This window comes from Vicinamibacterales bacterium (assembly GCA_035699745.1).
In the GTDB taxonomy this organism is placed as follows: Bacteria; Acidobacteriota; Vicinamibacteria; order Vicinamibacterales; family 2-12-FULL-66-21; genus JAICSD01.
Genome location: DASSPH010000015.1, coordinates 23,835 through 50,403, shown reverse-complemented (window position 1 = coordinate 50,403; position 26,569 = coordinate 23,835). Strand labels below are relative to the sequence as shown.

General features: G+C 69.8%; 18 protein-coding genes. 9 read left to right on the top strand and 9 right to left on the bottom strand.

Annotation, left to right across the window (positions count from 1 at the left end):
• Nucleotides 1-870 carry a hypothetical protein gene (locus VFK57_02410; protein HET7694534.1) on the top strand — a complete coding sequence of 290 codons (870 nt, stop codon included), beginning with the start codon at nt 1-3 and terminating at the stop codon, nt 868-870.
• Between the two features lie 3 nt (nt 871-873).
• On the opposite strand, the gene VFK57_02405 is transcribed toward VFK57_02410, so the two are convergent.
• The 7 genes from VFK57_02405 to VFK57_02375 all read right to left on the bottom strand — a co-directional run bounded on the left by VFK57_02405 (nt 874) and on the right by VFK57_02375 (nt 9,453).
• Nucleotides 874-1,467: a laminin B domain-containing protein gene (locus VFK57_02405; GenBank protein ID HET7694533.1), complete on the bottom strand. Its 594-nt coding sequence runs from the start codon at nt 1,465-1,467 to the stop codon at nt 874-876.
• A gap of 57 nt (nt 1,468-1,524) precedes the next feature.
• Complete coding sequence (locus VFK57_02400) at nt 1,525-3,816, bottom strand: molybdopterin cofactor-binding domain-containing protein (GenBank protein HET7694532.1); 2,292 nt, start codon at nt 3,814-3,816, stop codon at nt 1,525-1,527.
• A gap of 3 nt (nt 3,817-3,819) precedes the next feature.
• Complete coding sequence (locus VFK57_02395; protein ID HET7694531.1) at nt 3,820-4,284, bottom strand: (2Fe-2S)-binding protein; 465 nt, start codon at nt 4,282-4,284, stop codon at nt 3,820-3,822.
• A gap of 114 nt (nt 4,285-4,398) precedes the next feature.
• The gene (locus VFK57_02390; protein ID HET7694530.1) at nt 4,399-5,412 is read right to left on the bottom strand and encodes a YpdA family putative bacillithiol disulfide reductase; all 1,014 of its coding nucleotides are present in this window, start codon (nt 5,410-5,412) and stop codon (nt 4,399-4,401) included.
• A 54-nt stretch (nt 5,413-5,466) separates the two neighbouring features.
• A complete protein-coding gene (locus VFK57_02385; protein ID HET7694529.1) occupies nt 5,467-8,088 on the bottom strand; it encodes an ADOP family duplicated permease in 2,622 nt (873 codons plus the stop codon).
• Nucleotides 8,089-8,101: 13 nt separating this feature from the next.
• The gene (locus tag VFK57_02380; protein ID HET7694528.1) at nt 8,102-8,440 is read right to left on the bottom strand and encodes a PadR family transcriptional regulator; all 339 of its coding nucleotides are present in this window, start codon (nt 8,438-8,440) and stop codon (nt 8,102-8,104) included.
• 71 nt (nt 8,441-8,511) lie between these two features.
• Nucleotides 8,512-9,453, bottom strand: a complete 942-nt coding sequence (locus tag VFK57_02375; protein HET7694527.1) for an amidohydrolase family protein — start codon at nt 9,451-9,453, stop codon at nt 8,512-8,514.
• Between the two features lie 162 nt (nt 9,454-9,615).
• On the opposite strand from VFK57_02375, the gene VFK57_02370 reads away from it, so the two are divergent.
• The 5 genes from VFK57_02370 (at nt 9,616) to VFK57_02350 (ending at nt 17,149) form a co-directional block, all read left to right on the top strand.
• On the top strand, nt 9,616-10,416 hold the full coding sequence (locus VFK57_02370; GenBank protein ID HET7694526.1) for a hypothetical protein: 801 nt from the start codon (nt 9,616-9,618) through the stop codon (nt 10,414-10,416).
• Complete coding sequence (locus tag VFK57_02365; protein ID HET7694525.1) at nt 10,413-11,627, top strand: glutathionylspermidine synthase family protein; 1,215 nt, start codon at nt 10,413-10,415, stop codon at nt 11,625-11,627. Before VFK57_02370 ends, VFK57_02365 begins: the two co-directional genes overlap by 4 nt.
• Before the next feature lie 61 nt (nt 11,628-11,688).
• Nucleotides 11,689-12,444 carry a hypothetical protein gene (locus VFK57_02360; protein ID HET7694524.1) on the top strand — a complete coding sequence of 252 codons (756 nt, stop codon included), beginning with the start codon at nt 11,689-11,691 and terminating at the stop codon, nt 12,442-12,444.
• A 140-nt stretch (nt 12,445-12,584) separates the two neighbouring features.
• On the top strand, nt 12,585-14,876 hold the full coding sequence (locus tag VFK57_02355; protein ID HET7694523.1) for a hypothetical protein: 2,292 nt from the start codon (nt 12,585-12,587) through the stop codon (nt 14,874-14,876).
• Nucleotides 14,876-17,149 carry a transglycosylase SLT domain-containing protein gene (locus VFK57_02350; protein ID HET7694522.1) on the top strand — a complete coding sequence of 758 codons (2,274 nt, stop codon included), beginning with the start codon at nt 14,876-14,878 and terminating at the stop codon, nt 17,147-17,149. Before VFK57_02355 ends, VFK57_02350 begins: the two co-directional genes overlap by 1 nt.
• Here VFK57_02350 and VFK57_02345 read toward each other — a convergent pair.
• Nucleotides 17,146-18,819 carry a hypothetical protein gene (locus VFK57_02345; GenBank protein ID HET7694521.1) on the bottom strand — a complete coding sequence of 558 codons (1,674 nt, stop codon included), beginning with the start codon at nt 18,817-18,819 and terminating at the stop codon, nt 17,146-17,148. The genes VFK57_02350 and VFK57_02345 overlap by 4 nt on opposite strands.
• Before the next feature lie 6 nt (nt 18,820-18,825).
• On the opposite strand from VFK57_02345, the gene VFK57_02340 reads away from it, so the two are divergent.
• Entirely contained in the window at nt 18,826-21,546 is a 2,721-nt protein-coding gene (locus VFK57_02340; protein HET7694520.1) for a hypothetical protein, read from the top strand.
• A gap of 89 nt (nt 21,547-21,635) precedes the next feature.
• Here VFK57_02340 and VFK57_02335 read toward each other — a convergent pair whose 3' ends face one another.
• Nucleotides 21,636-22,469 carry a hypothetical protein gene (locus tag VFK57_02335; GenBank protein HET7694519.1) on the bottom strand — a complete coding sequence of 278 codons (834 nt, stop codon included), beginning with the start codon at nt 22,467-22,469 and terminating at the stop codon, nt 21,636-21,638.
• A 169-nt stretch (nt 22,470-22,638) separates the two neighbouring features.
• Between VFK57_02335 and VFK57_02330 the strand changes: the two genes are divergently transcribed.
• Together VFK57_02330 and VFK57_02325 are read left to right on the top strand one after the other, a co-directional pair.
• Nucleotides 22,639-23,343, top strand: a complete 705-nt coding sequence (locus VFK57_02330; protein ID HET7694518.1) for a GntR family transcriptional regulator — start codon at nt 22,639-22,641, stop codon at nt 23,341-23,343.
• Nucleotides 23,344-23,518: 175 nt separating this feature from the next.
• Complete coding sequence (locus VFK57_02325) at nt 23,519-26,476, top strand: carboxypeptidase regulatory-like domain-containing protein (protein HET7694517.1); 2,958 nt, start codon at nt 23,519-23,521, stop codon at nt 26,474-26,476.
• Nucleotides 26,477-26,569 lie beyond the last annotated feature (93 nt).

The window sequence follows — 26,569 nt, the reverse complement described above, 5'->3', positions numbered from 1 at the left end:
ATGCAGCATCAGGCCTCCGGGCTCCGTATGGCCGCGAGTGTCTTCGTGCTCTCGCTGGCCGGCTTTCATGCGGCGGCCACACCTGTGGCGACGCGGCCCGCGGCGTCGCTGCTCGCATCGCACCTGCTCGTCACCTGGTACGGCAACCCGCACAGTGCGGCAATGGGCGTGCTCGGCCAGGCTGAGGGAGAAGCGCGTGCCGCCGCCCTGCGTGGTCAAGCTGCGTGCTACGCGCCGCTGACGGCCAAGCGCGTACTCCCGGCCTTTCATCTGGTCGCCGTGGTGGCCCAGAAGACGGCCGGCACCGACGGCCGCTGGCGGCGGCGCGAGTCCCTCGAGTTGATGACGGCCTTGCTCGCCGAGGCGAGACGCTACGGGTTCGCGCTCGTTCTCGATGTGCAGCCGGGGCGCTCCACCGTCGCCGACGAGATCCAGTATCTGCTGCCGATGCTGGCCGAACCGGACGTCCATCTCGCGCTCGATCCCGAATTCGCCATGAGCGAGGGGCAGCGTCCGGGCGGCGCGATCGGTCACATGCACGCGAGCGAGATCAACGCGGCGCTCGACGCCGTCGAGCGCGTCCGGCTCGCGCGGGCGCTCCCGCCGAAGGTGGTCATCGTGCACCAGTTCACGATTGGCATGCTGCCCGACAAGCCGGAGATCCGGGCGCGCGGGGGCATCGATCTCGTGCTCGACATGGACGGATTCGGTCCGCGGCCGTTGAAGCGGGCGAGCTACCGCGCGGTCAATCGCCAGTTCGCGCTGCCGTTCGCCGGCTTCAAGCTGTTCTACCGGCAGGACACCAACCTCTTCGATCCGGCCGAGGTCATGCAGCTCGAGCCGCTGCCGTCGGTCGTCATCTATCAGTGATCGTCACCCGCCGGCTCTCACCACGACATTGTCGAGCCCGCCCTCATCCGGCCCGGTGTGATACTCGCCGCGAATCTCCAGGCTCGTCGCGTTCGCGAGCACGCGGCGGATCTGTTCCTGAGTGGCCGGCGCGTTCCAGTTCCAGCGCCAGCCGGCGGCGGCGGTGAGCTTCACCGAAAACGGCGTCCAGCCGGTACCGGGCGACGTCGGAAACCGGTACGACAGCCGTCCCGCCGGTCCCACGATGATGACGTCATCGTCCAGAACGCCAGGTATCTCGGCCGACTGTTTGAGGCTGTAACTCAGCGTGCCGTTCTCGGCGGCGCGGAGCGCGGTCAGCACGCTCTCGGGCGCCAGGAAGTACCAGGTTTCCCCCACCGCTTCGTCGACGTGCGAGATGTAGCCGCCGGGATGACCGCCGGCCGCGTGGAGCCGGGGCTCTGACTGGCCAGTGTCTCCTGACACGAGCCATCCATGGCGAGACGACTCGAAGTCGTGCGCCGCGAGCGTCCGCTGCTGCATCGACGAATGCGCGCGACCGCTCATGACGCAGACGAGCGCGCCGAGAACGAGAGAGATCGATCCGGCGAGGGACATGCCTGGCCTGGGAACCGAGGGTGTAAGGGGGTCCGGGGGACGAAGTCCCCCGGATGATCAGGTCCAGCGGTAGCCTTGATTCTCCAGCGGCAACGACCGGATGCGAACGCCGGTCGCCGCGAAGATGGCGTTGGCGATCGCCGGGACGGCCGGCGGCAGGGACGGCTCGCCGAGCCCGGTCGGATCGAAGTCGGTCTGCAGGAACCGGACCTCGATGCTGGCCGGGGCATGCTGCATGCGCGTCGGCTGGTACTGATTGAAGTTCCGCTGGACGACACGTCCCTTGTCGATCGTGATCGCCCAGGACATCAGGTGGCTCATCCCCTCGATGAAGCCGCCGTGCACCAGATTCTCCGACGCGCTCGGGTTGACGATCTGCCGGCCGATGTCCACGGCACACCACGCCCGGTTGACCCTGATGGCCTTCTTCGCGTCAACCGAGACCTCGACGACATACGCCACATAACCGGCGTGCGCGAACTGGAACGCGACGCCTTTGCCGGTGCCCTTGGGCAGCGAACCGCGGCGATCCCACGCCGACATCTCGCGCACGGCCTCGAGCACGCCGCGCGCGCGCGCCGGGTTGAACCCGCCGGCCGGTCCGGCGCCGACCGGATTGTTCAGCAGATCGATCCGGTACTGCAGCGGATCCTTGCCCGCCGCGACGGCGATCTCGTCGATGAAGCCCTGCTTCACGAACGAAATCCCGTTGGTAGGCGGGGCGCGCAGCGCACCGACGGGGATGCCGAAGGGCGTCACGTTCTCGGACGTGATCAGCACGTTCTCCACGAACCCGCGCGGGAACTCGTTGGCGGGGACGACGGAGTTGGTGCTGGGGACGAAATCGCGATAGGCGATCAGTTTGCCGTTCGCGTCGAGGCCGGCCTTGAAGAAGTGGTAGCCGGTCGGCCGGTACTGGTCGTGCGCCATGTCGTCTTCGCGCGACCACAGCAGCTTGACCGGGACGCTCGGCAGCCCCGCGGCTGCCCGCTCCTCGGTGACGACCCTGGCGATCCGCGCCACCTCGATGTCGTACTCGCTCACGAGCCGCCGGCCGAATCCGCCGCCCGCCCGCACGAGATGGAACGTCACGTTCTCGGGCGGAATGCCGGCGCCGAGCGCCGGATGCTGCTTGGACGGAATCTGGCTCGGCGACCAGATCTCCAGCCGGCCATCGTGAAAATGCGCCGTGGAGTTCTGCGGTTCGAGCGGCGCGTGCGACAGCAGCGGGAAGAAGTACTCGGCTTCGATCGTCTTCGCCGCGGTGCGGAATGCCGCCTCGACGTCGCCGATCACGGCCCTGGGCGGTCCCCCGGGCCCGCGCCCTCCGCCCTGTGCCGGATCCGGCGGCGGCGCCGGCGCGGGTGCCGGCGCGGTGGCCGCCTTGGCCGCCAGCTCGCGCGCCTGCGCCAGGTAGCGATCGCTCGCCTGCGCCGCGACCGCACCTTCGTCCCAGGTGACTTTCAGCGAGGTTCGCGCGTCGTTGGCCAGCCACCAGCTGTCGGCCACGATCGCCACGCCCGACGCGAGCGAGTTGTTGCCCTGCCCGGCCGGCTCGACGATGAACGCATGCTTGATGCCCGGCAGCTTCTTGATTTCGTCCAGGTTGGCGCTGACGACCTTCCCGCCGAAGACGTCGCACTTCACCAGCACCGCATGGAGCATGTTCGGGAACGAGACGTCGATGCTGTAGATCGGACGCCCCGTCACGATGTCCAGGCTGTCGACGCCGCGAATCCGCTTGCCCATGATCTTGAAGTCGCGCGGATTCTTGAGCGCCGCCTGGATGGCGGCGGTTTCCGGCACCGGGAGGGTCGCCGCCAGGGCCGCGAGCGAGCCGTAGGTCGCCGTACGCTTCGTCGGCGCATGCGTGACCACACCGCCCGCCGTCGTCAACTCGCTCTGCGGGACGCTCCACTGCTGCGCCGCGGCGGCGAGCATGAGGAGCCGGCCGCCCGCCCCCACCATGCGCATGTTCTGGTAGTTGGAGGGAATCGCGCGGCTGCCGCCCTCGATCTGCGCGCCGTACTTCGGGTCCAGGTCGGCCTGCTGAATCTTGACCTGCGCCCAGTCGACGTCGAACTCATCCGCGATGATCATCGGGAGCGCCGTCTTGACGCCTTGTCCGGTCTCCGGATTCTTCGCGATGATCGTGAACGTGTTGTCGGGATGGATCGTGATGTAGGTGTTCGGCGCGAGCGACGCCGGGTTGCCCTGAGCTCCGCCGCCGCGCCCCTGCGCCAGCGCGTCCGGCACGTAGAGACCGATGAGCAGCCCGCCGCCGGCGGCGGCCGAGACCTGCAGGAACGCGCGCCGGTCGAGTCGAGGATGCTTCAAGGTGTCAGCCATGGCTTATCCCCTCCTTCCGGCGCTCGCCGCCGCCTTGATGGCCTCTTTGATCCGGATGTAGGTCCCGCACCGGCAGACGTTGCCGCTCATCGCGCTGTCGATCTGCGCGTCGGTCGGGTTCGGTGTGGCCTTGAGCAGCGCCGAGGCGGCCATCAGCTGGCCCGCCTGGCAGTATCCGCACTGCGCCACGTCGAGCTCCATCCAGGCGCGCTGCAGCGGGTGCGACGCGTCGCGCGGCAGGCTCTCGATGGTCGTGACCGCGCGCGTGCCCACCGAGGAGATCGGCGTGATGCACGAGCGGGTGGGCTGGCCGTCGACGAGCACCGTGCACGCGCCGCACATCGCCACGCCGCAGCCGAACTTCGTGCCCTTCAGATCCATCGCGTCCCGGAGCACCCAGAGCAGGGGCATGCGCTCCGGCACATCCACGGTGCGCCGCTCCCCATTGACGAGGACTGTGTATCTCATGTGTGAGGCCTCCGGCAGCCGACTCTCAGGCTCTGCCCGTACTCGACCGGGTGAGCTCAAGGCGCGTATTGTAGCCCGATTCGCGGGTCGATCAGGACAGCGCGGGGTCGGGGGCTATTCGGCGGTCTTCCAGTGGATCGCGTCGTAGGGGATCCGCTCCGCGGCGCCGCCGGAGAGGTGCTCGGCAATCTGCCGCGCATGGAAGCGGCCGTTCTCGATGAACCAGCGGCCGGTCTGATAGCCGCCGCAGACGGTGCCGGCGATGTAGAGGCCGCGCCGCGCCGTTTCGAACGTCGACTCGTCGTAAATCGGCGTGCGCCAGCGATCCTCCGCGAACGTCACGCCGAAGCGGTGAAGCAGGTCGAAGTCGGGGTGATACCCGGTCATCGCCAGCACCCAGTGATTGGCGATCTCGCAGCCGCCGGACGGGGTGTTGAGCAGCAGCGTCCGAGCACGGATCTCGGCCACGGTGGTGTGGAAGAACGCCTTGATGCTGCCTTCCTTGATCCGGTTCTCGAGGTCCGGCTTGATCCAGTACTTGATCTTCTCCGACAGCGCCGCGCCGCGGACCACGAGCGTGACGCGGGCGCCGTGGCGGTAGCAGTCCAGCGCCGCCTTGGCGGCCGAGTTGCGCGCCCCGATCACCGCCACGTCCTGGCCGACGTAGGCGAACGGCTCCTTGTAATAGTGGGTCACCTTGGGCAGATCCTCGCCCGGGACGCCGAGCGCGTTGGCGCGATCGAAGAACCCCGTCGCCAGCACGACGGCGCCGACCTGGTGCGCGCCGCTCGCCGCCCGGACGACGAACGCGCCGGCCGATCCGTCGATCGCGCCGACGCGGTCGTAGAGCGACAGTTCGAGCGACTCGCGCGCGGCGACCCCGCGGTAGTATTCGAGCGCGTCTTCGCGCGTCGGCTTGTACCCCGCCACCGGGAACGGGTAGCCGCCGATCTCGATCAGGTCGGGCGTGGAGAAGAATTCCATGTTCGACGGGTAGCCGACGATGGAGTTCGCCAGCGTGCCCTGGTCGAACACGCGGACGCTGAGGCCGCGCCGGCGGAGCTCGATGGCACACGCCAGGCCGACAGGTCCGGCCCCGATCACGGCGACGTCACGCGGCTCAGGCATCCGTCAATTGTATCGGCGCGCGCCGGGGGCGTCGCGCCCGCGACGGTTCGGGCGCTACTCGTGCCGCAGGGCGGCCGCCGGATCGATGCGGAAGCTTCGCAGCGCCGGCAGCAGCGCGGCGACCAAGACCGCGCAGAAGAACAGGCCGATGGTGGCGCTGAACGTCGCCGGATCCGTTGCCTGCACGCCGAAGAGAAACGCAGCCAGCAGGCGGCTCGCCGCGAGCGCCCCCAGGATGCCGGCCGCGATACCGAGGCCGGCGGGGATCAACGCCTGACGGAGCATCAGCGATACGACGCGCGAGTAGGTCGCGCCGAGCGCCACTCGCAATCCGATCTCGCGATGGCGCTGCGCGACGGTGTACGACACGAGCCCGAACACGCCGATCAGCGCCAGGAACGCCGCCGTTCCGGCGAAGACGAGCAGCACCGCGGTGCGAAACCGCTCGGACGCGAGCAGCTGCCACCGCACCCGCGCCATCGTGAGCACCTCGAGATGCGAGAGGTCCTTGTCGAGGTTCACGAGGATCGCCTTCGTCCGGTCGGCGATCGCGGTCGCACCAGGCTTCGCGCGAACCATGATGGTGGAGGTCTGCGCCGGCGGCGGCTGCTGCAGCAGCGAGGTGTACATCTGGAGCGACACGCCGCCGTCCAGCCGCGTGAGCTTGAAGTCCGGAACGATCCCGACCACCGTCAACGGGCGGCCGATACCGCCGAGCCTTCTGCCCAGTGGATTGTCGCCGGGCCAGAGTGCGGCCGCCGCGGCCTGGTTGAGAACGACGACCCCTTCGCTGCGGGCGGTATCGGAGTCGAGGATCGGCCGGCCGGAGACAATCCGAATGCCGAGCGTGCTGAAATAGCTGCCGCCGACGGCGCGGTGGCTGAGGCTGAAGCCGCGGCCTTGTCCAGCGGTCTGGCCATCGGGAACGATCCCGCCGAAGCTGATGTCGCCGCCGCGGAGCGGCCCGCCGTCGTTCACCACGAGCGCGGCGCTCTCGACGTCGGGCAGCTCGCGCAGGTGACGCACGGCGGACAACCAGAAGTCGGTGTCCGCGGGCGGGCGATACCGCATCGGCAGCGTGCCGCGCACGACCCACAGGTCCCGCTCGCGCATCCCCGCGTCCTGCGAAATCAGCCGGCCGAAGCTGTTGACCAGGAGACCGGCGCCGACCAGGAGCACCAGCGCCGCTGCCGTCTCGAAGGCGATCAGGGCGCGTTGAACCCGCGCGCGGCGGTGGCTCAGCGTGGCGCTCCCGCCGCCTTCCTGGACGCGCTGGATCAACCCGGGTTTGATCGAGCGAAGAACAGGGATGAAACCGATCGTGGCGCCAACGAGCGCCGAGAGAAGCGCGGCAAAGACCCAGACCGCCGGGTCGAGCGCGATCTGATCGGCGCGCGGGAAACCGGCCGGCAGCGCGGACGTCACCAGATCGACGGCGGTGGACGCGACGAGCAGGCCCCCGGCGCCGCCCGCGGCGCCGAGGAGCAGACTCTCGACGAGCAGCTGCCGGACCAGCCGCCACCGGCTCGCGCCCAGTGCCGCGCGAAGCCCCAGCTCCCGTTCGCGGGCGGCGTTGCGGACCAGCTGCAGACTCACGAGATTCGCCACGCCGATGAGCAGCACGCACGCCATCGCGCCGAAGAACACCCAGAGAATGCGCTGGCTGTCGCCCACGATGTGATCGAGGAGCAGCGAGGCGTCAACCGGGCGATCGACACCGCCGGCCGAGTCCATCAGCGGACGCCGAGCGGCGATCTCGGCGTTGACGGCGCCGATCGATCGGCCCGGCTTCAGCCTCGCCAGCACCGTGAATCGAAGCGTGGACGCCGCGCGCTCGCCTGCGCGGATCGGATGCCACACGATGGGATCCGACAGCCAGTTGCCCGGCACATCAGCGCCTGGCGCGGCGACGCCGACGATGGTCAGAGTTCGTCCTCGTCTCAGCTCGAAGCTCTTGCCGAGCACGTCCGGCGTGCCGCCAAACCGCGTCTGCCACAGGTCGTGACCGATGACCGCCACGTCCGGGTTCGCCTCTATCGCATCGCCGGGAAGGAGGGGCCGGCCGAGCGCGACCTGCACGCCCAGCAGGCGGAACAATTCTGGTGTGATCCGCATGTCCTGAACGTCCAGCGGGCGATCGGAGTTTCGATCGAGCGTGCTGACGTAGCCGGGACCGCGGTAGAGTCCCCAGGCCTCGACGCTCGAAACCTGTTCCTGGAGCCGTTCGACATCGCGATAGGACATCGTCGTCCCGCCGCGCGGATCGTGGGCCCGTACCATCACGAGCCGGTTGGACGCGGGGTACGGCAGCGGCCGGAGCAGCACGGCGTTGACGAGCGTGAACACGGCCGTCGTGCCGCCGACGATCAAGACGATGGTTGCGAGCGCGGTCGCAGTGAACGCGCGTTGCCTGGCAAGCACGCGAAGCGCATAGCGGACATCCTGCAGCAGGCGCTCGATCGCGCCCCAGGTCCAGACGGCGCGCGCATCTTCTTTCGCGAGCGTGACGTTCCCGAGCGCGCGCAAGGCCGCCTGCCGCGCGCGGTCCGGCGGCAGGCCGGTCTCGATCTGCTCCTCGGCTTCCGCCTCGAGGTGAAACTGCAGCTCGGCCTCGAGATCGGCCTCACGCGCTGGCCGGTGCCAGAGGCTCCTCAGGCGATAGAGCAACCACCGCATCCGGGGCATCGTCTCACTCCGCTTCCGACGGCTGAAGCACGCGGCTCATCGCCAGAACGAACCGATCCCAGCGGGATTGCTCAGCCGTCAGGTGGCGTTTTCCCGCTGGCGTCAGCTGGTAGTACTTCGCCCGTTTGCCTTTGTCGGAGACGCGCCACGCGGACTGCACGAAACCCTGCGCCTCGAGGCGGTGCAGCGCGGGGTACAGCGAGCCAGTCTCGATCCGCAGGTCCTCGGACGCGTGTTGGATGTGCCTGGCGATCGCGTGCCCGTGGGCGGGGCCGTAAATCAGGGTCCGCAGGATCAGCAGGTCGAACGTCCCCTGGATGAACTGCGTCTGAGGGTCCTTCATTGTGGAGACAGCCTACTACATGTTATGGAGGCTGTCTACACAATAAAAATCCCGCGGCGGCGGGGGTCGCGTTACGCCGGAATCCTGAGCAGCGTGAGCGCATTGCTCCAGACGATCTTCCGGAAGGTCTCCGGCGACGCGGCCCGCTTCAGCACGGTCAGGGTTTCGCGTGCGACGCACTTGCCGGCCAATCGGGCGGCCGCCGGGTTGTTGCCCTGGCTCACACCGCTGCCGTGGCCGTCGGCGCACCCGCAGTCGCTCCCGAAGAGCAGCTTGTTCTGATGTCGGCGCACGAAGTCCGCGGTGAAGTCCGGATCGCGCGACAACATGTTGTTGCCGGAATTGGCCGACACGTCGCCGTACAAGTTGGGATAATCGCCCAGCAGTTTGTCGGTGATCCCGCCGCGGACGATGGGGCCGGACGGGTAGGCGGCCTCGTTGCGATAGTCCGCACTCACATTCGCCCAGAACGCGTCCGCGTGGCCGATGAAGGTGGTGTTCGGATACGTCTTCAGCATGCGTTCGAAGTTCCTGGCGAACCCCGTGCCCCACGTGCCTTCGTTCGGGAAGTGATCGACTTCCTGGAAGTGGATCAGGATCGGCACGCGCAACTCGGCGGCCAGCGCGTACGCGCGCTGGAACTCGGGGGCGTCGGCGGCGAGGTGGTACTTCATTTCGCCGAATCCGCGGGCGCCCGATTTCACGCTTTGCGTCAGCGCGTCGATCCCTTCCGGCCGGGACGGATCGGCGCTGCAGAACCACGTGAAGCGGTCCGGAGCAGCCGCCTGCACTGACTGAACCTGACTGCTGGCCGCGGCGCGCGTCAGCAGATTCGCCCTGGTGATGCCGGCCCCGTCGAGATGCGCGACGTTCGCGGCTGGCTGTGCCCGCAGATGGAAGTGCAGGTCGAAGACCGGCGATCCCCATTCGTTGACCTGTGCGCCTCGCAGAACAGCGGGCCCGGCGGACGTGACGGCGCCGAGCACGCCGAGAAACTCACGGCGATTCAACATGGCAGAGCGACTCCTGGCGGTGTTCGCGGCGTTTCCCGAGTGGCCGAGGCGGGAAGGATACGCCGATTGCCGCAGGGAGTCACCAGCCGCGGGCACGCATGGCGAGAACCGGCCGGTTCAGCGGGCGCGTCCCGCACTTGCGTTACACTCCGCCATCCCCTGATGTCGGCAGACGAGATTGTCGTCACCCTGATCGCGCTGGCCGCCGGTCCTCTGTGGTGGACGATGACCTTCCTGTTCTGGGCGCGGCTGTCGCCGCTGCGCCCCGGTGCGCGGGGCGTCCAGGCGCTCACCGTCGCCGTGTCGGTGTGCGGCGTCGCCATCCTGCTCGTCCTCGAGACCCTCGCCTCGTTCGACGTCGTCGACGCCCCCGAATACCAGTTCATGTACGGCGTGCTGGGGCTGGCGTGGCTGCGGATCGGCGAGCGGTTCTTTGCGTTCGCCGGCCTCAGCGTGCGCGACGATCTGATCGAGCGCAGGAACGGGGCGGCGATTGCCGCGATGGCGGGCGCGTTCGCCGGGCTGACCTTGTGTTATGCCGGCGGCAACATCGGGGACGGCCCGGGCTGGTGGGTGGTGGTGTTCTCGAGCGGCCTGGCCAGCGCGTGCTGGTTCGCCGCGTGGCTGCTGCTCGCGCAATTCAGTCCGGCGATGGACGCGGTGACGATCGACCGCGACCCGGCCGCCGGGCTCCGCGCCGGCGGGTTCCTGGCGGCGATCGGTCTGCTGCTCGGCCGCGGCGCCGCCGGCGACTGGTACTCCGCGGGCGACACGCTGACGGACGTCGCCGGCGTCCTGCCGGCGGTGGGCATCATTCTCGCGATCGCGATCGCCGTCGAACGGACCGCGCGGCCGACGGCGCAGCGTCCGCGCGGATCGCTGGTGCTGCACGGCGCCGTCCCGGCGGTGCTGTATCTCGCGATGGCGGCGGCCGCGGTGTGGTCGATGGAGTGGCCGCCATGAGCGGACCGTGGGTGCCGGTCGAACCGCTGGCGTCCGCGGCGTTTGCAGACGTGCGCCGGCGCGCCATCGTCGACTGCTGCAAGTGGGATCCGCAGGTGGGCGACGTGTGTGTCATCGCGCGAACGCCGCTGGTGATTACGCGGGCCGCCTGGGACGCCGTCGTCCGGCTCGCGGAGACGCTCGCGAACGAGACGCTCGCGGCCGAACGCGAGCTGATCGATCGTCCTGAGCTGCATCGCGTGCTGGGCGTGCCGCGTGCGGCGAGGCGGGCGCTGCGGCGGATCGGCCGGCTCGGGCCGTCGGCCGGTGTGGCGCGGATCGTGCGGTTCGATTTTCACTTCACCACCGACGGCTGGCGCATTTCGGAGGCGAACTGCGACGTCCCTGGCGGGCTGAACGAAGCCTCCGGCCTGCCGGCGGCGATCGGACCGCACTACGCGTGGGCCGTGCCGGTCGGCGATCCGGCCGACGCCTACGCCAGGGCCATCGCCGCCGGTGCGGGTCCGCGGTCGACGGTCGCGCTCGTCCACGCCACCGCGTTCAGTGACGACCAGCAGATGATGTCCTTCGTCGCCCGGCGGCTCGAGGCCCGGGGCGTCGCCCCCCAGCTCGCGAGCCCGAGCCACTTGCGGTGGCGCGACGGACGCGTGCATCTGGACAGCGCCTGGTTCCAGGGACCGCTCGACGCGGTCGTGCGGTTCTTCCCGGCGGAGTGGCTCGGCGACCTGCCCGGCGCGTGCGGATGGCCGATGCTGTTTGCCGGATCGCGCACGCCGCTCAGCAACCCGGCCGCCGCGATCCTGACGCAGAGCAAGCGTTTTCCGCTGGTGTGGGATCGCCTGCAGACGCGGCTGCCGGCGTGGCGCGCGCACCTGCCCGAGACCCGCGATCCGCGGGAGGCCCCGTGGCGCACGTCGGACGAGTGGATCGTGAAGCCGGCCTTCGGCCGCGTGGGGGAGGGGATCGGCATGCCGGACGCGATCGGCGCCGCGGAGCTGCGCCGGATTCGACGGCAGGCCCACTGGTGGCCGGGCCGCTGGATCGCGCAGCGTCGGTTTCGCGCGCTCCCGGTCGAGATCGGCGGCCGCGCGGTGTTTCCCTGTCTCGGCGTCTATACGCTCGACGGTCGGGTCGTCGGTGCGTACGGCCGGCTCGCGACAGTGCCGCTCGTCGACGCGCGCGCCGCGGACGCCGCAGTCCTGGCAGCGTAAGAGCAAAGCGGCAGGCGGATGGCGGTGAGCGGCCAGCGAACCGCTCAGACGAGGTGATCTGGTGAACTGGGAAGTCGACGAGCAGACGTTCGCCGCGTGGACGCCGGCTGGCGTGCCGTGGTCGGAATGGGCGAAGCCGGTCGCGTTCGTCAACGCGGCGCAGGCGCCGGCGTCGGCCGCTCCCGTTGCCGATCTCCGGCTGCCGCTGACGATCGACTCGTCGTCAATCGTGATCGTCGATCTGCCCGGCGCCGAATCGGTTCAGGCGGGGCTGCTCCTCGCCCAGCGCGGATTCTGCCCGGTGCCGTTGTTCAACGGCACGTCGGGACCGTCGCCGGCGATCGACGTGCAGCCGATCGCCCGCGCGCTCGTCGCGGGCGCGGAGTCGTTGAAACTGCGCACGATTGCACCCGCCTCGACGCCGGCGTTCCTCCTCGATTCGCGCCGCCGCGGGGCCGGGGTGACGCTGAAGCCCGGCGTCTACGACAACCGCTGGGTCGCGCTGCCGCAGGATTTTCCCTCCGGCGCGCTGCTCGTGAGCCGGGGGTTCCGCAGTGCGACGCTGCTGCAGCGCGGCCCGTCGTCCGTGCCGCCGGATCTGGCGCACGTGCTCCGCCGCTGGCAGGACCACGGGATGACGATCCGGACCGCGGACATCACGACCGGCCAGGTTGCGGAGGGCGTCTCGATCCCCAGGCCCTCCGGCTTCCGCCTGGCGTGGTACGCTACGATCGCGCTCCTGGGCCTCCGGCGCAGCAACGTCGGCGGATTCGGCTCCGCCATCCCCGAGCAGACCAGCAGCGGCGGATACGGATAGAGGGCCCGCCTGCCGCTCGATCCCCCGCTCACCCGATGGCCCGATCACCCGATCACCCGATCACCCGATCACCCGATCACCCGATCGCCCGATGACTCGATGGCCCGATCCCCGTAACCCCATGCGATAATACGGCTCTCATGTCACTGGACGAGCTCCAGAATCAGCTCCGCGGTGCGCTCGATCAGCAGCTCGCGACGCTGAAGAAGTACTACGAGTCCGCCATCGCCCAGGCGCGCCGGGAGGCGACCGAGGAGGCCATGAAGGAGCTCGGCGCCCGCGTCGCCCAGGCGCGGGCCGAGTGGGACGTCCGGCACGAGGGGCAGGTCGCGGCAGCCAGGGCCGAGAGCTATCAGCAGGCCCTCGAGGCGGCGGCGATCGAGCGCGACGAGCGGGAGCGCCAGCTCCGCGATCAATACGACCAGCAGCTGAACGCGCAGCTCTCGGCGGTGCGGGCCGAGGCGGAGCAGCGCGCGCTCGATCTGGCGGCCGTCCAGCACGAGGCGCGCGAATCGACGCTGCGCCGCGAGTTCGAGCAGCACTACGCGGCGCAGGAAGCGGCGGCGCGGCGCGAGTTCGAGCAGACGCTGGAGGCGCGGGAGCAGGAGCTGCGCCGCGAGTTCAGCGAGCACGTCGAGGCGCGCGTGCAGGCGGCGCGTCAGGAGGCCGAGCAGCAGCAGCACGCGCGGGACGAGGCGCTCCGGCGCGATCTCGAGCAGCAGGCGCGCGCGCGTGAAGAAGCGGTCCGCCGCGACATGCGCGAGGAGGCGGACGCCCGCGAGCGGAGCCTGCGTCAGGAATTCGATCGTCAGCTGCAGGCTCGCGAAGACGTGGTCCGCCGCGAGCTCGAACAGCAGGCAGAGGCGCGCGAGCAGGCGCAGCGCGCCGAGCTCGAACAGGCCCGGGCCCGCGAGCTGATGCTGCGCGCCGACCTGGAGCAGCAGACGGCGAGGGAACAGTCGCTGCGTGCCGAGCTGGCCCAGCAGATCCAGGCGCGCGAGCAGGCGGTTCGCACCGAGGTCGAGCGCGAGGCGCAGCAGGCACGCGAGCAGCTGCGCGCGGAGCTCACGCAGCAGGCGCAGGCGCAGGAGCAGGCGCTGCGCGCCGAACTCGAGCAACAGGCGCCGGCCCGCGAACAGGGGCTGCGCGCCGAACTCGAACAGCAGGCGCAGGCCCGCGAACAGGCGCTGCGCGCCGAACTCGAACAGCAGGCGCAGGCGCGCGAAGAGACGCTGCGCGCCGAGCTCGAACAGCAGGCGCAGGCGCGCGAGGAGACGCTGCGCGCCGAGCTCGAACAGCAGGCGCAGGCGCGCGAACAGGCGGTCCGCACCGAACTGGAGCAGCAGCTCGGCGCCCGCGAAGACAGCGTGCGCGGCGAAGTGGATCAGCGGATCGAGCAGGCGATCGCCGCGACCAGGCGAAGCGCGGAGCTGGAGCGCGAGTCCGATCGCCGCCGCGTGCAGAATGAATTCGACAGCGAGCGCGCGCGGCTGCAGGAGGAGCTCGACACCGAGCGGGCGCGGGCGGCGGAGCTCGAAGCCGCGCACGCCAGTCTGCAGAGCGACTCGCACGACCTCGCGGAGCGGCTGCACGGCGAAATCGCCGCCGCGCGGGAAGCCGCCGCGGCCTCGGGCGGTCCGGCGCCCGGGGATGCCGCCGTCGCCGCGGCCGCGTTCGCACGCGTCGTCGCGGGCCTCCGCGCGCTGGACGCCACGCGCAGTCTGTCGCAGACGCTCGACACGCTCCTGGCGAACGCCGCGACCATCGCGGGCCGGGCCGCGGTGTTCCTCATCGAAGGGGACCGGCTGAAGCCATGGAAAGGCGTCGGCATTCCCGACGCGGAGATGCGCAGCGTCGACGCGCCGATCGACGGCGACGACCTGCTTGCGCGTGCGGCCCGGTCCGGAGCCACGGTCCGCTCGTCGCCGCAGGCTGCGGCTCCCGCGTTCGCGCGGCTGGCCGCGGATCGCGCCGGCGCCGCGGCGCCGATCATGATCGGCGGCCGCGCCGTCGCCGTGTTGTACGCGGACGGCGGCAGGACGGCCGCGCCGGACGGCGCGTTCGACACCGTCGAGCTGCTCGCGCGGCACGCGTCGACGGTGGTGGCGCTGCGCACCGCCATGCGGACGCTCGACGTGCTGCGCGGCGTGTCCCCCGGCGACGCCGGTGACGACGACCTCGGCGACGATCAAGGGGCGCGGCGCTTCGCGCGGCTGCTGATTTCCGAGATCAAGCTGTACAACGAAGCCGCGGTTCACGCCGGCCGGCAACAGCGGGATCTGCGCCAGCGCCTGCGCGCCGAGATTGATCGCGCGCAGCGGTTGTACGAGGAGCGCGTGCCGGCGGCGCTCGGCGCGCGGCACACCCTCTTCCAGCAGGAGCTGATCCAGACCCTGGCCGACGGCGACCCGGCCCTGCTCGGAAACGCGTGATGCGCCTGGTGCCCGTCTTCCTGCTGGCGCTCGGGAGCTGGCACACGCCGGCGCAGTCCCCGCCGGCCGACACGCCGCTCCGTCCGACCGTGCACGCGTCGCTGCCTCAGAACATCGACGACTACTGGTTCGCGCCCGCGGCCGCGCAGCGATCAGCGCCGCGCAATCAGCGGCTGGCCGACGCCGCCGCGGCGTATGCCGCCGGCGATTACGCCGCCGCGCTTGCCGCCGCGCGCCAGGCGCTCGCCGCCGGCGGTCCGCTCGAGATCTACGCGCAGTATTACGTCGGCGCGTCGCAGCTGCGGCTCAACAACGCCGCGGACGCGGTGAAGGCGTTCGACGCCGTGCTCGCGAAACAGCCGGAAGGGCAGCTCTCGGTCGCGGCGCTGCTCGGGAAGGCCGAGGCGGCCGAGAGCCGCGGGGACCACGGCGAGGCGCTCGCGATCTACGAGACGCTGGCGTCGCACAAATCGATTGCGCCGGAGGACATCCTGTCGCGCCTCGCGCGGGCCGCGCTGGCCGCCGGCAACCGCGCGCGCGCCGCGGAAGCATACGTGCGGATCTATTACGAGTTCCCGCTGTCCGAGGCCGCCACCGCCGCGGCGACGGCGATGGGCTCGCTGCAGGATCTCATCGTCCGCAAGGACTACAAGGCGGATCTCGGACGCGCGCTGATTCTGTTCGGCGCCAGGCGCTATGCCGAAGCGAAGGGGCTGCTGCTCGACATCCAGCGCCAGGCCGACGGCGACGATCGCGAAGTCATCGATCTGCGCATCGCCGAAAGCGAGTACTTCCTCAAGCGCTACGCCTACGCCCGTGACGGCGTGCGTCCGTACCTCGATCGCGCCTCACGCCGGGCCGAAGCGAAGTTCTTCTACCTGAGCGCGCTGCGCGGCCTCGGCGATGACGACGAGGCGAACCGGCTGACGCGCGAGCTGGCGGCGGAGTTCCCCGACAGTTCGTGGTCGTCCGAAGCGCTCAACAATCTCGGCACCCACTACATCGTCACCAACCAGGACGACCTCGCGGCGCAGACCTTCAAGGATCTGTTCGCCCGGTTCCCCTCCGGGCCGCATGCCGAGCGCGCCGCGTGGAAGTACGGCTGGTGGGCGTACACCACTCGCAACTACAACGAGACGGTGCGCGTGTTCGAGGCCGCGGCCGCCGCGTTCCCGCGCTCCGACTACCGGCCGCCGTGGCTCTACTGGTCGGCGCGCGCGCGGGAGAAGCTCGGGCAGCGCCAGGTCGCCGAAGCGCGGATGCGCCTCGTCCACGCCGACTACCTGCACTCCTACTACGGCCGGCTCGCCGCCGCGCGTCTCGCGCCGCTCAAGGCCAGCGCCGCGGTGGATGAGGGCTCGATCGTCCCGGCGAGCGTGGAGTCGGCGCGCCCCGCGCCCGCCAGTCCGGCGCCGCCCACGGGGACGCTCATCCGTCACCTGCTGGCCGCCGGCCTGTATGACGACGGGTTGAACGAGCTGAGATATGCGCAGAAGGCGTGGGGCACGTCGCCGGCCATCGAAGCGACCATCGCATGGATTCACCATCAGAAGGGGGATCTGCGCCGCGCCATCACGCTGATGCGGCGGGCGTACCCGCAGTTCCTCACCTCGGGCGGCGACGCCGTGCCCGCCGAGATCCTCCAGGTGATCTTCCCGCTGACCTACTGGGACGCGATCAAGCGGCAGGCAGCCGTCTACGAGCTCGATCCCTACGTCGTCGCCGCGCTGATCGCGCAGGAGTCGACGTTCGATCCCAACGCGCGGTCGGTGGCGAACGCGTGGGGGCTGATGCAGATCGTGCCGAGCACGGGCCGCCGCCTCGCGACGGCGCTGGGCATCCGGCGCTTCTCGACGTCGATGCTGACGCACGGCGAGACCAACATCCGCCTGGGCACGCTCTATTTCAAGCGGCTCGTCCAGCAGTTCGGCGGCACGCACTACGCGCTCGCCAGCTACAACGCGGGGGAGAACCGCGTCGTGCGGTGGAAAGCGGAGCGGCCGGGGATGGACGAAGACGAGTTCATCGACGACATCCCGTTCCCCGAGACCCAGAACTACGTGAAGCGGATCCTCGGGACGGCGGAGGACTATCGGCGCCTGTACGGCGACGGTGACGTGAAGCCGCGCCCCGCGCCGGCGTCGAAACGGCTGACGACCTCCAAGCCGGGCGTCCGGCGTCCCGCGGCCAAGCCGGCGGCAAAGAAGAAGGCGCCGGCGAGGCCGCCGGCGAAGAAGCCGGGCACCCGCACCCGCCGCACCCCGCGCGGCTAGGGATATCTCACCACTTCGAAGAGCGTCATCCGGTCGTCGGCGGAGAGCGTGCGCAGGTTGCGCAGGTAGGGCTCGAGCCGGGCGCGGATTTCCGCCTGCCGTCCGGCGAACATGTCCCAGTGCACGGCGATGTAGCGGACGCGGCGCCGCGCCAGGACCCTGAAGGCGTCGTCGGACGGGAAGCCATCCAGCACCACCGCCGCCTGGCGGAAGTCGTTCGGAATCACGTCGCTGTAGCCGTTGACCATCGGCATCCAGTGCGACGTGGAGAACAGCATGTACTGCGCGTGCAGCGGGAAGGCGATCCGTTCGCCGTAGAACGGGAACTCGGCGAGCGGTCCGCGCGGACTCTTCGCCAGCACCGCGTAGCCCGCCGGCAATTGCGGCGCGCGATACCAGATCAAGGGGACGATCGCGAGGTCGGCAACCGCGGCGGCGAGCGCGGCGGCGGCGGCGATGCCGCGGCCCCGCGCCGGGAGCCGCGCGAAGATCTCGCGCAGCGCGAAGGCCGCGAACAGGGCGAGGCAGAGCACGACCACCAGTCCCAGCCGCGACGGGGCGCGCAGGAACGAGAACGCCGGCAGGTGATAGAGGACGCGATACAGGCCGGCGTCGGGACCGAACGACGCCCAGAACGCGAGCGCCCCGAGCGATCCATAGAGCAGCGCCGTTTCGCGATCGCGCCCGGCGCGGCGGAGCGCGAGGACGATACCGGCGGCGCCGAGCACGAGCGCGAGGATTCCTGGGAACAGGACCTCGTCCCAGGGGCCGAAGCGGCGGACCAGATCCAGCAGCCAGCGGTGCGCATTGGCGGAGGAGACGAGGTACCCGTGCGGGCGTGCCGCCCATCGCGCGGTGTCCTCGAGGCTGCGGGCGAATCCGCTCTCTTCCTGCACCTCCAGGAATGGAATGAAGAAGGGGAGGACGAGCGCGATGGAGGTCGCCGCGCCGGCGGCGACGGCGATCCAGTAGCGGCGCGCGGTCCACAGGCGGCGCGACCAGGCCAGGACCAGCGCCGCGTAGCCGACGGCCAGGCCGGCGAAGATGCCGTAATAGGCGCAGGTGAGCGCCTGCGCGGCGAGCGCGACGCCGAGCGCGGCGCCGCGCCTGACCAGCTTCGGGCTCGTGACGTCATCTGCGACGCGGTGCAGCAGCAGCAGCGCGAGCGGGATCCCGCCGGTCATCAGCAGCTGGATGTGCGAGAGATGCGACATCACGTACGGGCAGTACGCGTAGAGCACCGCCGCCGCCGCCGATGCCGGACGGCTGCCGGTCAGGTGCCGCATGAGGAAGTACGCGGCGGCGTATGCTGAGGCGAACCCGGCGATCATCACCGCGTTGAGCGTCAGCCACGGGTTGCTCGTCAGCCAGTAGACGGGCAGGCCGATCGCGCCGGTGAGGATGTTGGCCTCCGAGTAGGCGAGCGTCAGCCGGTGCGGATGATAGATGTTGGCGTCGAACAGCCGCAGCGGATCGGCGACGAGCGTTCGCGCGACCCAGCTGACGTTCCAGATCGCGAACTGTCCATCGGCGTCGTTGGGATGGGTGCGGCCGAGCCCTCCCGGGTCGGTTGCGAGCGGCCACGTCATCAGCAGCGCGAGAACGAAACCGGCGGCGCAGACGAGCAGGATCTCGCGCGCACGCGCGATGGTGCGGGGCGCTGCCTCCATGTAGAATTGCTCGTCATTGTAGCGCCGGTGTCGACTTCCCGCCTTCTCGCGCTGGCCGCCGGTGCCTGGACCGCCGCGGCGGCGCTCGTGTCCCTGGGCGGCCTCGCCTTCACCGGACCGTCCGCCGCCTCGTTTTCCGGATCGCGGTTCGGCGTCATTCCTGTGGATGCCGCGTCGCTGGCCATCGCCGCGATCGCCGCGCTGGTGGTCGTCGGCGCCGGCTGGCACGGCCGCGCGGCCGCCGTCGCGGTGGCGCCGCTCGCGCTCGTGTTTCTGCCGTGGCTGCCGCTGCCGGTGCCGGCGGCGTTTCTGGCGTGGCAGGGAGCGCTCGGATCGCTTGCGTGGCTGGCGTCGCTGGTCGCCCTCGCCCTGGCGGCGCGTCCGGCAGTGCCACAGGTGCCGTGGCGTCGCGCACAGAGCGCGGCCGCACCGGCGCTGGCCGCCGCGATCATCTTCTCGGCCGCGGCGGCGGGCTCGTCGTCATCGATTCCCGGCGGTGACGAGCCGCACTATCTCGTCATCACGCAGAGCCTGCTGTACGATCGCGACCTCGCGATCGAGAACAACCACGTCCGCGGCGATTACCGCGCGTACTTCGCGGGGGATCTCGCGCCCGATTCGAGGCGGCGCGGGCGCGACGGCCGGATTTATTCGATCCACGCGCCCGGCGTGCCGGCGGCCGTGCTGCCGGCCTTCGCGATCGGCGGCTACCGCGGCGTCATCCTCTTTCTCGTGCTCATCGCCGCCGCAGCGTGCGGACTCGCGTGGTGGCTGGCCTGGCGCGTCACCGGCAGCCGCGCCGCCGCCTGGTTCGGATGGGGCGCCGTCGTCTGTGCCGCGCCGTTCGTGCTCGAGTCGTTCACGGTCTACCCGGACGGTCCCGGCGCGGCTGTCGTCCTGACCGGCTTCTGGGCCCTGCTGCGCGCCGAGTGGGAGCAGGCGGATCCGGCGCCGCGGCCGTGGTGGCCGTGGTTTCTGCACGGCGCGGCGCTCGCCTTTCTCCCGTGGATGCACACGCGCTTTGCCGTCCTGGCCGGCACGCTCGGCGGCCTGGTGCTGGTGCGGATCGCACGAACGCCGGAGCCGCTCACCAGGGCCATCGCCTTCCTGAGCGCCCCGGCGATCAGCGCGCTCGCATGGCTCTTCTTCTTCACCGTGATCTACGGCGCGCCCGATCCTTCCGCGCCTTATGGCGCCGCGGTCGAAAGCTCGTTCGCCTATCTTCCCAACGGTCTCGGCGGCATCCTCTTCGACCAGGGGTTCGGGCTGCTTGCCACGGCGCCGGTGATTGCCGCGGCGTTCGCCGGCTTCGCGCGCGCCCGACGCCTCGCGCTCGAGTGGACGGTCGTGGCAGTTCCCTATCTGCTCGCGGTGACGACATTCGCGATGTGGTGGGGCGGATGGAGCGGTCCGGCGCGCTTTCTCGTTCCGCTCCTGCTGCCGCTCGCGATTCCGGCGGCGTGTGCGTGGACGGCGTACACGTCGCGCGGCGCCCGCGCCGTGCTGCTCGCCGCGCTGATCGTCAGCGCGTGGCTGTCGGCGCTGATGGCGGGCGCCGGCGCCGGCCGCCTCGGCTATCACACGCGCAATGACGCCGGCCTGACCGCGGCCCCCTGGATGCAGTGGGCGAGCACCGTCGTCGATCTGCCGTCCGCATTTCCGGCGTTCGTGCCGCAGCCGGTCCAGCCCGATCCCGGCGGACGCGTGTCACGCGCGAACGCGGCGCGAACCGGCTTTGCGGCGACGATCCCGTGGGTCGTGAGCCTGGGTGCCGCGGCCGCGTTCGTCGTGCTGTTTTTCCGCCGGCGTTCCGCGACGCCGGAAACCATCGTCGCGGCCGGAACCGTCGCATTCGCCGTGGCCGCGATGATCGCGATGTCCGTCGTCTGGCGGATCCACGGCGCCGACCGGATCACCGCAACGGCCGCGCAGCTCGACGTGCTGCGGAGGCTCGCGGCCGGACCCGTGCTGGCGCTCGATCTCGAGGGGCGCCGCCGGCTGACGCCGGACGAAGCGTGGGCGATGCGAATCGAGGCGCCGGTGCGGCGGCGAGGGGCTGGCGGCCGTCTGAACCGTCCGCTCGCGGCGTTCCCCGCGGTCCCGGCGGGAAGCTACCTGCTGACCGCACGGCGTCAGGGGAGTGCGGAAGGCTGGATGATGGTGGGCGTCGGGAACGATCAGTTCGCGATCGTCACACAACCGATCGCGGCGTTCGACGCCGGCGTGCGGATCGACCTGCCGCTGCCGGTTCGCGCGCTCCTCGTGAGGGCCGACGAAGGGGCCCGCGATCAGCTGCAGGCGGTGGAGTTGCGGCCGCTGCCGCGCGCCGATCGCGCGGTATCGCGCGACGTGGCGCGACGCGCCGTGCGCTACGAAGCGGGGACCGCCTTCTTCGTGGACGACCGATCGTTTCCCGAGCCGGCCGGTTTCTGGGTCGCCGGCGCCCGGGCATCAACGGTCGCCATCCAACCGGATCAGCGGCGCGCGATCCCGCTCGTGCTGCGCAACGGTGCGGTGGACAACCAGGTCAGTCTCGCGTCGGGCACGTGGCGCGACGAGTTCAGGCTCGGGGCCGGCGAAGAGTACCGGATCGACGTGCCAATCGACGCATCCGGCGCCGCGCTGGTGACCATCCGCTCCGCCGCCGGGTTCCGGCCATCAGAGGTGGACGCCAGCAGCAGGGATACCAGGCTCCTCGGGGTGTTCGTGCAGGTGAAGGGGAGATGACTCCCACGTTTCCAAGGGCCCAAGTGCCAATCAACTTCCAACATCCAGAATCCCAAGTTCACGAAACAGATCTTGGGAGTTGACGCGACTCAGAACCTGACGACTCCGCCGAAATACATGCCCTTCAGCTTCAGCGTCCCGGTGTCCTGCTTGATCTTGTAGTACACGTCGAACGACCGGTAACCGACCTGCGCGCCGACGTTGTTGTTGAAGTTGACGGTGCCGTAGAGGTCGAAGTCGTAGTACTTCGCCGAGTAGTCCTCGCTCTCGATCGCCTGCTCCGGGAGCTTGAAGAAGGAGAACTCGCCGGTGATCGAGATGTTCGGGGCGACGTATCCGCGGCCGATGAAGCCGATTGCCGGAATCGGCGCCTGGGCCTCGGTGAACTGCTCGGCCCCCACCGCCGCCGCGGTGAGCGTGGCATTCACGTCCGTGTACTTCACTTCCAGCAGCAGCCCCGCGAAGCCGCGATCCTTGTACAGGAAGTCCCACTCGTAGCCGAATCGGTACGCGTTCCAGGTCACTTCGGTGGCTACGGGAATGCCGACGTTGAAGCGCTGGCCGTTGAAGACGAACGTGGCCGGGATGTTCTTCTGCGCCGTGTAGCTGATCGGCGTGTACTCGAAGCGCAGCTTGTGCTTCACGCCGGGGCGGAGCGCCACTTTCAACTGCTTGAAGCGCGTCTTCTCGATCCCCAGCGTGTTCACGAAGTCGATGTTCGTCCCGAGCTGCCCGAGCCCTTCGCTGGCGATGACGATGTCGGGCGTGGGGTTCCACAGCGTGCCGGCGATCTCGACGTGATAGACCTCGCCGGTCGCCCGATCCGATCCGGCGCGCGGCGCGCCGTATTGAGCTTCCGCGGGCGCGGCCGTCCACAGGCCCGCGAACAGGCAAACACCGATCGCAAACAGACGCGTGCGCATAGATCGTTCCCGCCCCGGAATGGTTGATTTGAAAGAGCCGCGGGCAAGCCTGCTGGGAGAAGGCCGGCTCAGAATACCACGTCCGGGCCTGACGGCGAGCCACTTTCCGAGCTGCGGCACGCGCGGGCGCAGTTGCGGCGCGCGGAATCCCGTGGGTATACTCGGCGCCGTGAAGTCCCGCGCCACTCGCCGCGCGCCGAGGCCGACCGTTGAGATTCCGACGGCCCCGCACGTCGAGCGTGCCTACGTCAACCTCAAGGCCGGCATCGTCGCCGGGCGCTACCGCCCGGGCGCGGCGCTGTCGGAGGTGAGCCTCGCGGCGGAGCACGGCATGAGCCGGACGCCGATCCGCGAAGGGCTCGCGCGCCTCTGGCAGGAGGGCTACCTCGATCGCGTCGTCGGCCATGGGTACTTCGTGGCCCGCGTCACCGTCCAGCAGATTCACGATACGTTCGACGTGCGCCGGCTGCTCGAAGGGGCCGCCGCCGCCCGCGCCGCGGAGCTCGCGTCGCCGGCGGACGTGGAGCGCCTGCGTACCCTGGCCTCGGTGCCGATCGTCGCGTCGCAGGACTACCGCCAGTCGGAGGTGGCGAACGTCCAGTTCCACCTCGCGATTGCGGCGTGCGCGCGCAACGGCCTTGCCGCCGAGTTGATCGAGCGCTGCCTCGCGCAGGTCGACCGCTTCATGTCGCTGGGCGTCAACTTCGGGCAATTCACCGAGACGGCGACCGAGGCGCACCTCCAGATCGTCGACGCCATCGAGGCGCGCGATCCCGCCGCCGCCCGCGCCCGGATGGAGGAGCATCTCGACTGCGGCAGCCGTCTCATGAAGGACGCCCTCCTCCGGGGTCAGCTCTCCGGCGTCGGACTCTGATCGATTCGAGTGCCCGACCGGGCATCCCGCTTGCTGTATACCGGCCGTATTCCGGCGGGTCCAGCCTGAGTTCATTCCGGTTCAATCACTTACGGGCAGGACCCTCGCCGGCGATCCATCTATTCGAAAGTCGCACTCCAAAAGCTCGTATGAACGCGGTCTGGGAGGACAGCTGATGACGCGGAAATTCGTGGGGACCCTTCTTTTCCTGCTGCTCGCCGTTCCGGCGATGGCGCAGCAGGGCACGACCGAGCTGCGCGGCCGCGTGCTCGACTCGCAGGGCGGCGTGCTGCCCGGGGTGACGGTCGTGGTTCGCAATCAGGCCACCGGCATGTTTCGCGAGACCGTCAGCGGCACCGACGGCGCGTTCATCGCCAGCGGGCTGACGCCCGGCACGTACGAAGTCACCGGCGAGCTCGCCGGCTTCAAGAAATTGAGCCGCCGCGACCTGCAGCTGGAAGTCGGCAAGACCGTCACCATCGACCTCACGATGGAGGTCGGCGGCATCGAGCAGACCGTCACGGTCAGCGCCGAATCGCCGCTGGTCGACGTCACGTCCAAGGAGATCGGCGGCAACATCACGAGCGAGACGCTGTCGCAGCTGCCGAGCGTCAACGGCAACTTCATCGGCTTCATCGGGCTGCTGCCCGGCATCGTCCCCTCGATCAGCACCGAGTCGTTCGGCAGCGACTCGGTCAGCGTCAACGGCCAGGATCCGCGCAACAACAACTACAGCGTCGACGGCGGCAACAACAACGACGACGTGATCGGGCAGCGGGCGGGGATGCAGGCGCGGACGCCGATCGAGGCGATTCAGGAGTTCCAGGTCATCACCAACCAGTTCGACGCCGAGTTCGGCCGCACCTCGGGCGCGATCGTGAACGCGGTGACCAAGGCCGGCACCAACAACGTGCACGGCAGCGCCTTCGGCTTCTTCCAGGACAGCAGCCTGACCGAGAAGGACTACTTCACGCGGAAGGACGCGAACCGGCGGAAGGCCGACACGTCGTATCAGCGCTGGGGCGGCACGGTGGGCGGGCCGCTGGTGCAGGACAAGATGCACTACTTCTTCAGCCTGGAGCGGTTCGCGATCGATCGGGCGAACATCATCAACATCACCACGCGTCCGGATCTGAACGACACCCAGTCGACGCGCGATCGGGTGTGGAACACGATCGTCCGCGGCGATCACCAGATCAACCGCAACAACACCTACAGCGTGCGCTGGCTGCGCGAGAGCTCGCCGCAGGCGAACCAGATCATCGGCTCGGTGACGCCGGCGGCCGCGCGCTCGGAGGCGGACGTCGACCAGACCCTGGCGACGAACTTCAATTCGGTGCTGTCCAACACCAAGGTGAACACGCTGCGCCTGACCTGGACGCGCGAGAACGTCACCTTCGGCAACGCCTGCTACAACGCGAACGATCGCGATCTGTCGAAGTGCCCGGTCACGCTCGCGTTCCAGTCGTTCACCGACCAGCAGGACAACACCGGGCAGTACCGCATCAACGACGCGATCCAGCTCGACGAGACGGTGGGCTGGTTCCTGCCGGGGAAACGCGGCGACCACGACATCAAGTTCGGCGCGCAGTACCAGTACTCCGGCGCCTACAACCGCAACGACGGCAATCTGAACGGCACCTTCACGTTCGGCCGCAGCGACGTGCCGTTCAATCCGTCCGACCCGCGCAGCTACCCGGATCGGTTCAGCATCCGCGTCGGCGGCCCGAGCATCTTCTACGAGAAGGCGCACTACGTGTCGGCGTTCGCGCAGGACAAGTGGCGCCTCAACAGCCGGGCGACGCTGAGCCTCGGCCTGCGCTACGACCTCGAGATCATTCCGATCCCCGAGACGGACGATCCGCTGGTGTCGAGCTATCCGATCGACAAGAACAACATCCAGCCGCGGGTGGGCCTCACCTACGATCTCGGCGGCGGCACCAGCGTGGTGCGCGGCGGCTACGGGCGGTTCTACGACAAGACCCATTTCGAGCTGATTGGCGGCCTGTTCACCGGGACCCCGTTCACCTCGTCGTTCACGTTCACGACGCCGGTCGGGGCCGCGGATCCGAACCCGCGGCTCGGTCTGCTGCCGATCGACCCGTTCCTCACCCAGGGGCCGGTGATCAACACGGCGCTGCTGAACCAGCGGTTCCCGGCGGGCTCGCTGCTGCGCAACACCGGCGCCAGCTGGGACAATGCGGACCGGCAGGTGCCGTACACCGACCAGGTGACGGCCGGCTACGAGCGGCAGATCGCCGGCAACATGGCGATCAGCGCCGACTACGTGCACGCCTTCAACCGCGACATGCTGATGTCGAAGGACCTCAACGCCGGCCTGCGCAACTCGACCTCGGTGACCGACGCGGTACAGCGCATCTATCCGCAGCCGGCGCTCGTCGCCGCCTACGAGGTGCTGCGGCAGCGCTATCCCGGGTTCGCGAACTTCACCACCGGCGTCACCCAGCCGCTCAACATCGGCCAGGTGGACTACGACGCGCTGCTGCTGTCGCTCAACAAGCGGTTCAGCCGCAACTACAGCGCCCGCGTCTCGTACACGCTGGCGTACTCGCGCGGCAACACCAGCGGCAGCGGCGTGCCCACCAGCGGCTTCCAGGTGCTCGACGACATGAACCTGGACCTGAACGAGGGGCCGACCGCGTTCGACACCCGCCACAACTTCGTGGTCAGCGGCCAGGCGCTGGTGCCGCGCACCGGCGGGTTGAACGTCAGCTGGGTGGTGCGCGCGCTGAGCGGCTCGCCGTTCAGCCTGACGAACAACAACCTCGATCCCGACCGGAACGGCAGCAGCTCCGAACCGCTGCCGGCCGGGGACTACACCGGCACGGCGACCGGCGTCGACGTTTACACGGTGAAGCACTACAAGTCGGAGCGCAACGGCGCCAAGGGTCCCGGCTTCATGAACGCGGACGTCCGCCTCGGGTACCGCATCGGGCTGCCGCAGGATCGCCGCGTCGAGATCTTCGCCGACATCTTCAACGTGACGAACCGCACGAACTTCGCGAACCCGTCCGGCAATTCCGGCAATGCCGCGACCTTCCTGGTGCTGAACTCGTACAGCACGAGCTACGCGCCGCGCAAGCTCCAGCTCGGCGTGCGTTTTCAGTTCTAGGCGTGGACTCGAGACCTGGTCGGAAATTGACAGGCAGCTAGCCGCACTTCGGGTCGGGAGGGGAGTGGGCGCCGGGCTTCGGCCCGGCGCCCG

Coding starts and splice junctions, on each gene's coding strand:
- VFK57_02385 (HET7694529.1), bottom strand. CDS start 8,088: ATGCGGTGGTTGCTCTATCGCCTGAGGAGCCTCTGGCACCGGCCAGCG.
- VFK57_02400 (HET7694532.1), bottom strand. CDS start 3,816: ATGGCTGACACCTTGAAGCATCCTCGACTCGACCGGCGCGCGTTCCTG.
- VFK57_02350 (HET7694522.1), top strand. CDS start 14,876: ATGCGCCTGGTGCCCGTCTTCCTGCTGGCGCTCGGGAGCTGGCACACG.
- VFK57_02375 (HET7694527.1), bottom strand. CDS start 9,453: ATGTTGAATCGCCGTGAGTTTCTCGGCGTGCTCGGCGCCGTCACGTCC.
- VFK57_02355 (HET7694523.1), top strand. CDS start 12,585: ATGTCACTGGACGAGCTCCAGAATCAGCTCCGCGGTGCGCTCGATCAG.
- VFK57_02370 (HET7694526.1), top strand. CDS start 9,616: ATGTCGGCAGACGAGATTGTCGTCACCCTGATCGCGCTGGCCGCCGGT.
- VFK57_02325 (HET7694517.1), top strand. CDS start 23,519: ATGACGCGGAAATTCGTGGGGACCCTTCTTTTCCTGCTGCTCGCCGTT.
- VFK57_02365 (HET7694525.1), top strand. CDS start 10,413: ATGAGCGGACCGTGGGTGCCGGTCGAACCGCTGGCGTCCGCGGCGTTT.
- VFK57_02410 (HET7694534.1), top strand. CDS start 1: ATGCAGCATCAGGCCTCCGGGCTCCGTATGGCCGCGAGTGTCTTCGTG.
- VFK57_02335 (HET7694519.1), bottom strand. CDS start 22,469: ATGCGCACGCGTCTGTTTGCGATCGGTGTTTGCCTGTTCGCGGGCCTG.
- VFK57_02380 (HET7694528.1), bottom strand. CDS start 8,440: ATGAAGGACCCTCAGACGCAGTTCATCCAGGGGACGTTCGACCTGCTG.
- VFK57_02390 (HET7694530.1), bottom strand. CDS start 5,412: ATGCCTGAGCCGCGTGACGTCGCCGTGATCGGGGCCGGACCTGTCGGC.
- VFK57_02345 (HET7694521.1), bottom strand. CDS start 18,819: ATGGAGGCAGCGCCCCGCACCATCGCGCGTGCGCGCGAGATCCTGCTC.
- VFK57_02405 (HET7694533.1), bottom strand. CDS start 1,467: ATGTCCCTCGCCGGATCGATCTCTCTCGTTCTCGGCGCGCTCGTCTGC.
- VFK57_02395 (HET7694531.1), bottom strand. CDS start 4,284: ATGAGATACACAGTCCTCGTCAATGGGGAGCGGCGCACCGTGGATGTG.